The organism is Paenibacillus sp. FSL R7-0128 (assembly GCF_038002245.1).
Lineage (GTDB): Bacteria > Bacillota > Bacilli > Paenibacillales > Paenibacillaceae > Paenibacillus_AQ > Paenibacillus_AQ silagei.
The window spans coordinates 4703493-4716916 of sequence record NZ_JBBOCD010000001.1; the positions used below are offsets into that span (position 1 = coordinate 4703493).

15 protein-coding genes are annotated in these 13424 nt (G+C 52.6%); 4 read left to right on the forward strand and 11 right to left on the reverse strand.

Translation table 11 applies throughout. The features are described 5' to 3' along the window. Positions 1-129: 129 nt before the first annotated feature. Positions 130-663: a CDP-alcohol phosphatidyltransferase family protein gene (locus tag NST26_RS19825; protein ID WP_036733195.1), complete on the forward strand. Its 534-nt coding sequence runs from the start codon at positions 130-132 to the stop codon at positions 661-663. On the opposite strand, the gene NST26_RS19830 is transcribed toward NST26_RS19825, so the two are convergent. The 7 genes from NST26_RS19830 to NST26_RS19860 all read right to left on the reverse strand — a co-directional run bounded on the left by NST26_RS19830 (position 664) and on the right by NST26_RS19860 (position 4785). Beyond that, the gene (locus NST26_RS19830) at positions 664-1176 is read right to left on the reverse strand and encodes a DNA topology modulation protein (protein ID WP_340951870.1); all 513 of its coding nucleotides are present in this window, start codon (positions 1174-1176) and stop codon (positions 664-666) included. 38 nt (positions 1177-1214) lie between these two features. Beyond that, positions 1215-1955, reverse strand: a complete 741-nt coding sequence (locus NST26_RS19835) for an N-acetylmuramoyl-L-alanine amidase family protein (RefSeq protein ID WP_340951867.1) — start codon at positions 1953-1955, stop codon at positions 1215-1217. A 78-nt stretch (positions 1956-2033) separates the two neighbouring features. Then, positions 2034-2390 (reverse strand): DMT family transporter, encoded by a 357-nt coding sequence (locus tag NST26_RS19840; protein WP_036733189.1) that lies wholly within the window; start codon positions 2388-2390, stop codon positions 2034-2036. Between the two features lie 2 nt (positions 2391-2392). Beyond that, on the reverse strand, positions 2393-2716 hold the full coding sequence (locus tag NST26_RS19845; protein WP_036733186.1) for a DMT family transporter: 324 nt from the start codon (positions 2714-2716) through the stop codon (positions 2393-2395). Between the two features lie 13 nt (positions 2717-2729). Further along, entirely contained in the window at positions 2730-3263 is a 534-nt protein-coding gene (locus tag NST26_RS19850) for a TetR/AcrR family transcriptional regulator (RefSeq protein WP_340951863.1), read from the reverse strand. 131 nt (positions 3264-3394) lie between these two features. Continuing rightward, entirely contained in the window at positions 3395-4531 is a 1137-nt protein-coding gene (locus NST26_RS19855; protein ID WP_340951861.1) for a GDSL-type esterase/lipase family protein, read from the reverse strand. Beyond that, the gene (locus tag NST26_RS19860; protein ID WP_339249192.1) at positions 4528-4785 is read right to left on the reverse strand and encodes a hypothetical protein; all 258 of its coding nucleotides are present in this window, start codon (positions 4783-4785) and stop codon (positions 4528-4530) included. Before NST26_RS19860 ends, NST26_RS19855 begins: the two co-directional genes overlap by 4 nt. Positions 4786-4963: 178 nt before the next feature. Here NST26_RS19860 and NST26_RS19865 point away from each other — a divergent pair, with 178 nt between their 5' ends. Then, entirely contained in the window at positions 4964-6844 is a 1881-nt protein-coding gene (locus NST26_RS19865) for an LTA synthase family protein (RefSeq protein WP_340951858.1), read from the forward strand. An 88-nt stretch (positions 6845-6932) separates the two neighbouring features. On the opposite strand, the gene NST26_RS19870 is transcribed toward NST26_RS19865, so the two are convergent. After that, positions 6933-7808, reverse strand: coding sequence for an alpha/beta fold hydrolase (locus tag NST26_RS19870; protein WP_340951856.1), 876 nt, complete (start codon positions 7806-7808; stop codon positions 6933-6935). 100 nt (positions 7809-7908) lie between these two features. Next, positions 7909-8283: a MerR family transcriptional regulator gene (locus NST26_RS19875; protein ID WP_340951852.1), complete on the reverse strand. Its 375-nt coding sequence runs from the start codon at positions 8281-8283 to the stop codon at positions 7909-7911. Between the two features lie 137 nt (positions 8284-8420). On the opposite strand from NST26_RS19875, the gene NST26_RS19880 reads away from it, so the two are divergent. Then, positions 8421-9362, forward strand: coding sequence for an SDR family oxidoreductase (locus NST26_RS19880; RefSeq protein WP_340951849.1), 942 nt, complete (start codon positions 8421-8423; stop codon positions 9360-9362). Between the two features lie 88 nt (positions 9363-9450). Further along, a complete protein-coding gene (locus tag NST26_RS19885) occupies positions 9451-10248 on the forward strand; it encodes a lipase family protein (protein ID WP_340951847.1) in 798 nt (265 codons plus the stop codon). Here the strand turns inward: NST26_RS19885 and NST26_RS19890 are convergent. Together NST26_RS19890 and NST26_RS19895 are read right to left on the reverse strand one after the other, a co-directional pair. Next, complete coding sequence (locus tag NST26_RS19890; protein ID WP_340951845.1) at positions 10245-11507, reverse strand: extracellular solute-binding protein; 1263 nt, start codon at positions 11505-11507, stop codon at positions 10245-10247. The two genes, NST26_RS19885 and NST26_RS19890, sit on opposite strands and share 4 nt — an antisense overlap. A 255-nt stretch (positions 11508-11762) precedes the next feature. Next, complete coding sequence (locus tag NST26_RS19895; RefSeq protein ID WP_340951844.1) at positions 11763-13424, reverse strand: response regulator; 1662 nt, start codon at positions 13422-13424, stop codon at positions 11763-11765.

Below are 13424 nucleotides of genomic sequence, written 5' to 3' on the forward strand. Positions count from 1 at the left end.
CTGCACCATATTAACGGGTACTTTCTTATTCAAGACAATCGGCAAATTTAGAGGCATAATGAAGCATAGAATATATACGAATAAGCTAGACAGGAAATCCCCATTACACGGTTAAAAAGGGAGGTTGCCATGAAGCTTGTCCCCAACTGCATCACGCTCAGCCGAATCGGGCTGGCTCTTCTGCTGCTGTACCTGGCGCCGCTGGGCACGGGCTTCACTTTAGTCTACCTCCTGTGCGGAATTACCGATATGCTGGATGGCCCTATTGCCCGAATGACCGGTACGGTTAGCAGCTTCGGTGCCAAGCTCGATTCCGTGGCCGATATGACGCTGGCAGGCACTGCACTCTATACCTTATATCCGTTCCTTGGTCTGACCCTCGGCCTCATCCTGTGGATCGCGCTGATTGCCGTCATCCGGGGAGCCTCCATCCTGACCGCTCTGCGCAAATTCAGCACCTACGGCAGCATTCATACCTACGGCAACAAGCTGGCCGGACTGCTGCTATTCCTTACACCTTTGCTGCTTCCCTATGTGAATCAGGCAATCTGGACAATAGTTGTATGCTTAGTAGCCACTCTATCAGCAATCGAGGAACTGATCCTGCTTCTGATCTCAAGTGAACTGCAGTTGGACCTTAAGGGACTGTATGTGCGGCGCTGATTAGCATTCTGCAAAGCGATGAAGCAACTCCTTGACCTGCCGCCTTGTATTTACGATCAGCACTTGCTGGTGAGCTCCGGTCTGCTTGAGTCTCTCCAGGGTGACAGCACGGCTTCGTGCCTTATAGTTCCAGACCCATTTCACAAATGCCCAATCGAGCTTCTCCGGGCAGCCTTCGTTCATATCCGGTCTAGTCTGGTTATGGTACATAAGACGACGCTTCACAATCCGGTACATACACAATATCCGGGGTAAATCCAGAAAAATAATGACATCCGCACGCTTAATCCTTAGCTCCATGGTCCTTGAATAATTACCATCTATAATCCATTGCTCCTGGTCGGTGTATTGCCGCACCAGTTCGTCCCACTCTTCATTTGGCTTAGGAACCCAGTCCGGGTTCCAGAAATGGGCATCCAGATGTACGACCGGCAGATGAAGAAGGCCGCCAAGCTGACGGGCCAGGGTAGACTTGCCTGATCCTCCTGATCCGAGAATTAAGATCCGGTTCATAAGCTTCTCCTTGTGCATTTTGACATCGTGGTGATCCATCACTCCAGCCCTAAATACTCTCTTATCCCATCTACAACAGCGGAGGACACGCTCTCTTGGAACCCGGAGGTCCACATCTTCGCCTCGTCACCGGGATTCGTTAAATAGCCCAGTTCCAGCAGCACCGACGGCATTACCGTATCGCGCAGAACGAAGTAATTCCCTTTCTTCACGCCGCGGTCTTTGAGACCGGTAGCTTGAATGACATGCTTATGTATAGTCTCGGCCCAAGCCAAGGATTCTTCATGATAATAAAAGGTTTCTGTACCCGATGCTGATGCCTCCTCATAGGTATTTCCATGAATGGAGATGAACAGGTCTGCGGCCAGGTTGTTGGCGAACTGGGGCCGGAACAGCTCTTGTGAGGAGATAAAAGCATCCCCGGTCCGGGTAAGCAGAATCTCAAGCTGCGGGTCCTGCTCCACCCGGGCTGCGATTTGCTCTGACAGGCTAAGATTGAAATCCTTCTCCAGGCGTCCACTGACGGAGACTGCCCCGGGATCTTCACCGCCGTGACCCGGATCTACCACAACCTTATAGACCTTGCCCAGGTAGGGCTGGCTGCTGCTTTGCGGTTGACTCGTACTTCGGGGTACACGAATGGCCGAATCCTCAGCCGGGGCCGCACTTAGACCTGTATCGGCAATCCTCCCGCCAGAACCGCTGCCGGTGCCATTGCTACATGCCGCCAGCAGTAATAGGCTGAGCCATATGGCGGCTATCAGGTACATTTTCCTCATTCCGGTTGCTCCTTCTCGCTCACTTCCTGCACGTTGCCTACTTCCATTTCAGCATACCGGAGGCTTGATAAGCAAGACCTAATTCTCCGTAGCTTCAGGGGCGTTTTCCCCGCCAGCCTTATCCGGTGAATTCAGCAGCACCAGACCCCCGATAATAATCAGCAGACTAATGCCGGTGAGCAGATTGAACGGATCATTCCAGATCAGAATGCCGATCAGTGCTGTCAGCGCTGTCCCCACGCCAGACCAGATGGCATAAGCCAGGCTCAGAGGTATGGTGCGAAGACTGATTGATAAGCAGTAAAAAGCCAGGCCCATTCCAAGTACTACTCCGATCGACGGCAGCACACTGCTGAATCCATCGGAGAGCTTAAGCATAGTCGTACCGAAGATTTCTGAAATAATAGCGATGCTTAGCGCTAAGTAACCTCTCATCTCTACACCCCCGTTGACAGCTTCAGCAGAACCACACCGCCAATGATGAGGATTAAGCCTGCTATTTTTCGCACATTCAGACGTTCCTTATAGACCAGCACGCCAACCAATGCGGTTAACGCCGTTCCCACGCCAGACCAGATGGCATAAGCTGTCCCGAGAGGGATTTCTTTCAGCGCCAGTGACAGATTGAAGAACGCCAGGCCCATGCCAGCGACCACCGCAATGGAGGGAAGGAGCTTTTTGAACCCGTTGGATGCCTTAAGCATAGAGCTGCCGAAGACCTCACTCACAATGGCTAAGGATAGTAAAACATAAGCATTCAATGGGACTACCTCCTTAATGGATCATTTCATATAATTTCCGGATGACCTTATCACGCATATCATCGCTGATCTCGCCGATCCCGAATACCTCCGATAACCACAGGCCGTCTACAGCCAGCCGGACAATGGAGCCAATTACCGGGTCCAGCCCGTCATTCTCGATGTTCTCTTGCCAGACTGTATAATGCTTCCTTAATTCATCCAGCAATTCACCGTTTGTAAAAAGCGCTGCGTTAAGCGCAACATTCATGTCCTGCCCATCCTGATCGGCTTCTACGGTAGACTGCAAATAAGCACGGCTCCACTTCCCTTGCTCCCGTGTATCCTGGGCCGCCCTCTTCTGGACATCCGCAACAAAATCATTGGTAATGCCCGAAACCATACTGTAGATTAATGCGTCTTTATTCGGAAAATGGTGCAGCAGACCGCCCTTGCTCACTCCTGCTTCAGCAGCCACCGCTTCAAGTGTAAGCTTCTCAATTCCGCTATTCTTAACAATCGTTGAAGCTGCAGCCAGAATCAGACTGCGTTTGGAATTACTGTTCACAATCATCACCTCGTCATTCACTATACCGTCCAGACGGTTTGTTTGTCAAACAGATGAATTGCAGCACAAAGCGCTCATCAGCTGATGAGCGCTCCCGCAACTTATACTGTTCAATGGATATGCCGTTACAGTTAAGCCCCTGACAAAAGTCCCCGGATATAGCCGCTTAACTCCCTTGCAGTCTGCTCGTGCGCCGGCAGGCCCGGATGGGTCCGCGCTCCCATCGTTTCATTCGTCACATTCGGCAGCTGGAACACCGACACGTTCTTATCGCCTGTAGACCTCATGTATCCATCCACCGCGCGGTAGATCGCCGGCATCAGGGAGAGGCCAAGCATTCCATACACCCAGAGAAGATGCGCCCCGGGGTTATAGCCTCTCAGCTTCGCCAGGAACCTCGTAACCGCGGCCTCGAAGGCGGCCAGATCCTCCTGATGATAGCTTCCGTCTTCATTCAGCCGCTGCTTATAGATACGTCCGGTGCTCTCATCCAGCCATTCGGGGGAGTTGAACGCACCGTCATCATTGGTACCCAGGTTAACTACCACCACATCCGGCTGCCAGGCCGCAAAATCATTCATCTTATGCGCACCAAGCGCTTCATTATGCGGGCCGGTCAGCAGACCGCAGACCTGCTCGTAGATATCAGGGATGTTGCCTCTAGGATTGTTGTCCCAGCTGGAGAGCACTCCCCATCCGCTCTGTGAGATCACCCGGAATTCGGCCTGCACGGATTCGGCAGTGATCGCTGTATAGTTATGAACGCCGCTGAACCAGGCGGGAATCCAGTCCTCTTCACTCTTGGCACCAATGACGCCCTCACCTGAGGTGATACTGTCACCGATGAACTCCAGCCGGTACGGCTTCGCTTCAACAGGCAGGAAGCTGCCGTCTGTGCGGACCGCATGGAACTGAAGATAGGCGCCGGGGTCGCCGCTCATCGCCTGGACCTCTTTTACAATCCGGATATTCTTCACAGTCTCAGGGTTCATTCCTCTGAATACGCAGACCCAGTGCCTTCCGGCATTCAACATCTGTCTGCTGACGGGAACGGAGTTGATCAGCACACTGATCCAGGATTCGTGATGATCGTAACCGGACTCTACTTCAAGCCACAGCTCGGAGGCCCGGAGGTTCACTTCTATCGCACTGCCCGTCCAGAATAACGTCAGGGGGTTAAGCGCTCCGGTCGTTCTGCCATGAATCTTCAGATGCTTGATCTCTGTCAAAGGCTGTACCTGTAACTGCAAATGGGAATTGCTGCTCATTCTGAACCCTCCTGTTTGCTGGCAATCGAGAAGCTGCGGACCTTCATCCACTTCCCGCCTACCCATTCGTCAACGGTGCCCTTCCGCGTTCTGACACAGAACTTATGCGAGGTGCCGCGGTCAAAGCCCGTTGCTTCATATAACAGGTCCTCGCCCTGCTGTCCCTTGAAATACACCTGCTTCAGGCCGAGTCTGTTCAATAGTTCCTGCTTCACACTGTCTGTATATTGGCGCGAGAATTCTTTGGTCATCATTGTTCCTCCTGCTTCGTTTATCAACGGTTCAACTTCCCGGATGCTTCTTAGAGAATAACGTATATGCGGTGAACTTTCACCTTTATTTTTCACCAAACTGCCCTTAAATACCGGTTGATTTTGAACTCGGCCCTGTAATAGAATTAATGGATTATATAGAAAAGGATGCGCATACGCAATGCCTTACAAGGAATCACGTTCGCTTCGAAAAAGGTCGATTCTGTTCTTCTCGCTGATCATGCTGGTGAAAAGTTATTTCGCCTGGTATTACTTATTCGAGGACGGTCCCACCTGGACCACCTGGCTGAAGGAAATCCCGTTCGTGCTGCTACTGTTCTGCCTCATCGAATGGTTCGCCACCAAGCACAAGGTCGCCATCTATCTGATCGTCAATCTGCTCATTACTGTACTGTTCTTCTCTCTCATCGTCTATCATAATCATTTTGGTATGATTGCTACGTCACAGGTCTTCGGACAGGTCAAGCAGGTAGGCGCCGTCAAAAAAAGTATATTCGCCGTCGTGCATCCGCAATATATGCTTATCTTCGTAGACATCATTATTATCAGCCTGATCATGCTCAGACGCAAAAAAGCGCTCGCCTGGAAGCATTCCATGTCCCGGCCCAGCAACCGCAAGGCAGTGGCTATCCTGTTCTGTATCTCGCTTACGCTGTGCATGATGAATATTTTCCCCAACAAAGCCAGTATGAATGAGAATGTCAAGGCAGAGCAAATGGGCATTCTCAATTATGAAGCCTACGCCCTGCTGCGTGAACCCGCAGAGGAGCCTATGGACCCTGCGCAAATCTCCCAGGCTGGCATCGACATGACAAAGGGCATTCAGCAGAAAGCTAATCCGGTCTTGTTCGAGGCTGCCAAGGGTAAGAATCTGATCATCCTGCAGATGGAGTCGCTCCAGAACTTCCTGATCAATCTGTCCGTGGACGGAACCGAAATCACACCGAACCTGAATAAGCTGGCCGGCGAGAGCTACTATTTCCCCCGGTTCTTTCAGCAGGTAGGCCAGGGCAATACCTCGGATGCCGAATTCATCGTCAACACTTCCTTTTATGTGCCGCCGGACGGTCCGGCCACAGATAAGTATGCTCCGAAGGAGCTGCCGAGCCTGCCGAAGCTGCTGGAGGCACAGGGGTACGATACCGCGACTTTTCATACCAATAATGTAGAGTTCTGGAACCGCGGGGAGCTGTACAAGGCGCTGGGCTTCAATCAATATTACGACAAAACCTACTTCGGCGAAGAGGATGCCGTCTTCTATGGCTCCTCGGATGAAGTCCTGTACAGAAAGACCTCTGCGGAGCTTGCGCAGATGGATCAGCGTGAACAGCCCTTCTATGCCCATGTCATCTCGATGTCGTCGCATAATCCGTTCTCGATCCCGGAGAGCAAATACAAGATGACCTTGCCGGAACGGTACGAAGGGACGCTGGTCGGTGACTATATCCGGGCTGAGAACTATGCGGATTATGCGCTGGGCCAATTCATAGAAGAGCTTAAGAGCAGCGGTGTGTGGGATAACAGCATAGTGGTCCTTTACGGCGATCACCGGGGTCTTCCTATATTCTCGCTAAAAGAGGCAGACAAGGTCCTGCTGGAGGAGATTCTGGACCATGAATATAATGAGCGTGATCTGATTAATATACCGCTGATCATCTCAGCCACAGGCATTACCACACCGGCACTGAAGGAGCAGTTAGGCGGCCAGGTGGATATTTTGCCGACCGTTGCCAATCTGCTCGGGGTTCCGCTGGACTATCATATCCACTTCGGACAGGATCTGCTTAACCAGACCGCGTACAACCTGCTGCCGCAGCGCTATTATCTGCCTACGGGTTCCTTCGTTAATAATGAAGAGCTGTTCCTGTCAGGCAGCGGGTTCGAGGACGGCCAGCATTACACCCTGTCCGGTGACGGCACGGATCTGCTTCAATCGACAGAGGATGAATTCACCCGGGCGCTGGAGCTGCTCCGCATGTCCGACAGTTATGTTACTCAGCTGCCTGACCGGGTAGTTGAAGATCCGCCGGAGGGCGAATAAAAGCTGAAAATAGGCACCATCCTTCACACAGCAAAGCCCGGTTCGGAGTCCTGTCTCTGAACCGGGCTTCTTTATATGCTTGGTAGGGTTAGAGCTGCTTGTCCAGAAAATCCCGCACAGCCTGACCTGCCTGAAGCGGAAGCTGCATCCAGACATACGCATGAAGCGAATCCGGGATCCGCGCAATTTCATAGCTGTCCAGCAGCTCTGCGAAGGCATTCAGACTGCTGCGGACCCGTTCATCGTTCCATTCCGCTTCGCTGGGCAGGAACAGGACCGGGCATTGTATTGTCTGATAATAGTGTTCAAAAGACAGCTCCCAATACTTCACTATGTATTCGATTCTGACACGGTTCGGATAACAATAGATATACTTACCGTCTGGATGCTGCTCCAGACTATGCGTATAGAACGCACAGAAATATTCATTCCACAGGCCCTCCGCAGTCAGTTCAGCCCGCTGCTGGGCTACATACGATTCAACGCTGTCATAGCACGGTTCCTTCCATTCCTCCAGTTCTGCCCGAAGCTGCTCTTTCCTCTGCTCCACCGCTTCCGCCGTGCCGTCAAAAATACCATATTCGCCAAATTCGTTATTCAGCGCACCTTCGCACACCAGAGATAATACAAGCTCCGGATGGGCTGCTGCCAGACTGACCGCTACCTGTGCTCCCATGGAGCTTCCTACTACGTGGCACTTGTCCACCTGCAAATGCCTCAGTAACTGATACATATCCTCTGCCATCTCGTCAATATGATAGCCAGTCTCCGGCTTGTCCGACCGGCCATGCCCCCGGAGATCCGGTGCAAGGATGCTGTAGTCCTGCTCCAGTTGCGGGAGAACTCCATCCCACATATGCAGGTTTCCGCCGCTGAAATGAAGCAACAGGATGACAGGCTTGTCTTTTAAAGAATACTTAGCATTAATGCTTATCTCCCCAAGCAGGATACGTTCCTCGACCATTTCGATTGCTCCTTTGATTCCAACACACACTTTCGTTGCGTCATATTCTGAATTACATACATTGGTTAATCGGTTAGAGATAACTCTAACTGTCCAGCCCCTAAATCTCCCGCAGCAAGTCCATATTATGGGTCTCGTACATAGCCACCTTCAGATCAATAATATTCAAACTTTTCTTCAGTTCCTCCATCTGCCGCAGCACTTCCTTCCGGTGTGCAATCATCATCCCGCGCCGCGTTTCCCTGGTGCTGTCGCCTTCTATTACCAGATCAATATACCTTTTGATCTCTTTAATGGGCATACCGGTGTTTTTCAGGCAGCAGATGACTTTAACCAAAAGCAGATCCCCCTCCGAGAAGGTCCGGTTCCCCGCCTCATTGCGTCCGACAAAGGGCATCAGCCCTTCCTTATCATAAAAGCGGAGCGTATGTGCTGTTACCTCACAAATCGCCGCTACCTCATTAATACTGTACATCAGCTTTTCACCTCACCATGGGTTTTTGAAAGTGGCTTGACTTCGATAAATCTCTAAGTATTAGCATGGAGTATAACAAACCGCGGGTCAACTATGTATTAATGCACCTGGCGGACAAACAAAGGAGAGAACATTAAATGGACAAATTCCCCACATGGACAGCTGCCCAGATTCCTTCCCAGCAGGGGCGTTCGGCCGTTGTTACTGGTACAGGCGGACTCGGCTACGAAACCGCGCTTGAACTGGCACGGCACGGGGCAGAGGTTATCCTGGCGGGCCGGAATGCAGCGAAGGGAGCTAAAGCGGTTAAAAGGATCTCCGCAAGCGTTCCTTCAGCCAACATACGTTTTGAGGTGCTGGATCTTGCCAGTCTGGCTTCTGTGCAGGCATTCGGCACAAGAATGAATACTCAGCGGCGCAGTCTTGATCTCCTGATTAACAATGCTGGCGTCATGACTCCACCTGTACGCCAAGTCACCGCAGACGGGTTCGAGCTGCAATTCGGTACGAATTACCTTGGACACTTCGCGCTCACTGCGTACCTGATGCCCTTGCTGCGCCAAGCAAAGGAGCCCCGGGTGGTCAGTCTAAGCAGTATTGCCCACCGGAGTGGCTCCATTCATTTTGACGACCTGCAATTTGAACGCCGTTATCATGCCGGGCAGTCTTACGCCCAATCCAAAATAGCGATGATTATGTTCGCTCTTGAGCTGCAGCGCCGCAGTGACCTGGCCGGATGGAACCTGCTGAGCCTACCGGTTCACCCGGGGATATCACGTACGGACCTGCTGCTGAATGGGGCAGGACCAAACAGCGCTCCCGGCATTCTCCGTAGACTGCTTGGGCCAATCTTGTTCCAGCCGGCGGCCCAAGGCGCACTTCCTGCACTGTTTGCCGCCACATCACCGGAGGCCAAGGCAGGAGTCTATTACGGTCCCGGCAGACTCTCAGAAACCAGAGGCTTGCCTAAGCCCGGCAAGATGGCTCCGCAAGCACTGGACCGGGCTGCCGCATCCAGGCTGTGGGAGGTCTCACGGCAGCTGACACAGGTAGATTTCGAGGCCATTGTGAGTGGCTGACGTTTCTCTTAAGCCGGGTCTCGTTGCCCGCTAGGCACCAATCCCGCCTTCCCATCATACACAGATATAAAGAAAGGCGGGATGCAGAATGAGTACCATGACAGGTGAGGCGGAATGGGCGATTTTTCTGGCGGCTGTCTGCGGACAGACCTATACCCAATTTGCCAATGCGGAGGGTGCGTTCGTGGTACCGGCGGACTTCTCGGCCGTGCATAGCTTCCAGGCGAAATCGATGGGGAATGTGTGGGAGCTGTTCGGCTTCATTCTGGAATCACCGCAGGAGATCATTATTGCCTGGCGCGGAAGCATCTCCACCAATGACTGGCTCTCGAACATGAATGCCGCGCAAAAGAAATTTAAATACATCCAGGAACCCTGCATGACCCATCGGGGGTTCACCGATATCTATGCATCCGCTCGGGATGCCATTCTCTCCTTGCTTGGCACTCTGTCTCCGGAGAAGACGCTATATGTAACAGGCCATAGCCTTGGCGGGGCACTGGCTACTCTATGTGCGCTGGATGTTGCTGCCAACTCCGCCTTCACCACCCCCCGGCTGTATACTTACGGGTCTCCGCGTGTAGGCGACCCGGATTTTGCCAACGCCTTCAGCCGGTATGTGCGCAGCAGCTACCGCTATGCCAATCTTTTTGACGTCACTACGTATGTTCCGCCAACCGTCTACAAGCTGCCTAAGCAGAAGACCAAATACTATTACACCCATGTTCAGACCCTTAAGTCCTTATCCTTCCAGAATGGTAGCCCTGAGCTGAATCATGTCATCCGTAGTTATTTCGCTGTGCTGAGGAAGACACGGCCCGACTTCACCACAGCTCTGTGCACCGCGAACCCTGGGTTCTGTCCGGTCCCGGAGCTGATCACCTAGTTCGCCAGAATCTGATTCAGACTCTCCTCCAGCCGCTTAAGTCCCGCTTCGGGCTGTATCCGGTTGCGCACGATATGCTGCAGTTCCTCGGACATTGCAGTGAACAGAGCTGCATATTTATCCGTCTGCGGGGCGAATTTGACCTGATCTTTTGCTTGAATAAACCGCTCCCGGTAAGGCAGCTCCCGGTACATCCGGCTCTCTTCAACAGTAGAGTTCGCCGGAACATGCCCCGCCTCGCCCCAGATCATTCCGCCCACCTCCGAGAAGTATTTCATGAAGTCCATGGCACCCGCCTGCCTCTCCACGGTGGTATAGGCTGGAATCACCAGGGTGTGGGAGCTTCCCCAATGGTCTGCGCTGCCGAAGATCGGCGGAAGAGGCATAATCCCGATATCCAGCGCCTTATTGTCCAGATGGTGGCCTGCTTCCCATACTCCGCCGAACCATAGGCCTGCCTGCCCTTTGTCAAAAGAATCCCAAGGCGTATTATCGCTCAAATCGCTTAATCCCTCGTCAAACAGCCGCTGATAGAAGCTCAGCACCTCTACGGACTTCTCATTATAGATGGCTGCCCGCTTGCCGTCCCGGCTGAGCAATTCTCCACCCGCCTGATAATACAGATCGAGAAAAGACTCCTGGAAATACGGGGTGTTCACCGCCATAGACTGTACACCCGGTACCCTGGCTGCAATCTGCCGCAGCAGGCGGATGAATCCCTCCGGTGTATTCTCCTCCAGCAGCGGTGTTCCGTCAGCAGATAATACACCGGCCTTGGCCAGAATTGCTTTGTTATAGTAGAGCATATGGAAATGAGTATCCAGAGGCACTGCATAATATTGCCCGGCATAGCTGACGCTCTGAAGGTTCTGCTCCCCGATCTGATTGAACTGGAATCCGCCCTGCTGTGCCAGAGCATTGAGCGGTATAATTTGCTGCGCTTTGATGAAGGGAGACAGCCGGTCAGCATGAATGACCGCCACATCAGGCCCCTTGCCGAAGGACAGAGCGGTGCGGAGTCTCGCATAATATTCGTTCGATTCCAGTCTGAGCTGCTTGACGAACACTGCACTCTGGGAAGCATTATAGTCATGGATGATCCGCTCTACGAATTCGCCCTCTCCCCCTCCGAACGGATTCCAGAAGGAGATCGTCACAGGCGTGCTGCGCTCCGGCGGCTCCGTATACCTGGAAGAGAAATCCGCGCAGCCCGTGAACAGCAGCAGACACAGCAGCAGAACAGGCAGGATCAGCTTCATCTTCCTCCTCCTCCTTGAAACATAAATCAACATAAATCAATCTAACGGACGAATAATGCAAGAGTTATGCTCCTTAATTGTTCGTTTGGGCATCATTCTGCGAATTCATGTGTACTTGTGCTCTTCACCAACATTACTTAGCACCACCAGAGGGATAAATCCCTTTCACTTCACTGGCTCACCATGATTCTACTTTCCTGTACATGCTCCCTAAATATTGTAAGCGTTTGCAATAAGTTCCGTCGCGAGGCTCCCTTACCGCTCCTTGCGGACCAGCGCGCGATACTCGGAGGGAGATACGCCTGTGATTTTCTTGAATACCTTGGAGAAATACTTCGGGTCCTGGATGCCGACCAGACTGCCTATGTCGCCAGCCTTCAATTCGCCGGTCAGCAAGTTCTTCGCCTTCTCAATGCGGATGCGGGTCAGATACTCCAGGAAGCTCTCCCCGACTTCTTTGCGGAACAGATTGGCGAAGTAGTTCTTGCTCAGATGGACCAGCCCGCTGATCGACTGCAGGGTAATCTCCTGGTGATAATACTGCCGGATATACTGAGTCGCCTTAATAATACTGTTACGGTCGCTATTATACATCTCTTTCATATGTGCAACAAGCGCCTGGAAGGCCTGCAGGAACCACTCGCGGCTCTCTTCCAGCGTCTCCAGCTTGGACAGCTCGTCAAAGTACTGCTTCTTCAGCTCAAGCACCTGCTCTGCATCCTTCGACACATCCGGCCACAGAGTGGTTAGAATCATCAACAGCTCCAGTGAAATAATCTGCACCAGCTCCGCATCCCTGCGCACAACCAGCTGACCAAACAGTTGCTCCAGATATTCTTCCAGCTCCCGCGACTGAAAAGCATAGACCATCGACTGAATCTGATGGCTGCTAATCTGGAGCGATGGCGCTAGTGTAGTCCCTGACTGTGTCATTTGATGCTGCGCTGTGTCAGGCTGTGCAGCGTCAGACTGCGGCCCTTGTGCCAGCAGTTCAACGCTACCGTGAACCAGCACACGCCCCGTTCCCATGAACAACTTCATCCTTGCAGCGCCTGCGGCCTGGACATACGCATTTTTCAAATCCGCCCACTCCCTGACTTCTCCGCTAATGCCAATCGTTACAGTCCAGCCGTATTGTCTGGATAGCCGGAGAATCAACTGTTCACTGGAGCTGAGTAAGCGGTCCATAATCGCAGCCTTACCGGTCTGTACCATTACCTCTGAGGTTACAATTACATGCAGTACACCTTGTCTGTCACGAATCAGCTCATAGCCGATAACAGGATCGTTAAGACCTATCTCTTCAAGCAGGCTGCGGATTACCGCTGCTCCCTGCCCATACTCCGGCTCTGCTCTGCCCCCCGGCAGAATTTGCAGCACATAAAGCGGCCGCTTCTCCGCAAGCCCTGCCCGCGAAAGTGTATCGTGTTCGATTCTGCCTTGAACCGCCCCGAGCTCCAGCAGCTCGATCAGGAAGTTCTCCTTATGCACCGGCGCAATTTGAGCTGGCGCAGACTTTTGCTCCCAAGGCTTCTGCGCCCCTTCGAGGCTGTCCTTCAGCTTAAGCAGTACCTGCTCGAAGTCGCGCGGCATCATATCCGACTTGATGATATAGTCGGAGACATTTTGCTTAATCGCTTCCTTGGCATACTGGAAGTCCTCCAGATTGCTGAGGATAACAATCTTTAGGTCCGGAGACAGCTTGCGCACCTCGGCAATCAGCTCAATGCCGTCCATGACGGGCATTTTGATATCCGTAATCAGGATGTCGGGCAGTCCGGTTGCCATCAGCTCCAGCGCCTCCCGGCCGTTCCCGGCCTCCCCGGTGACCTCCATCCCGATGGCTTCCCATTCAATCATCGACCGGATACCATATCTCACGATAAATTCATCTTCTACGATAATGACCCGGTACAT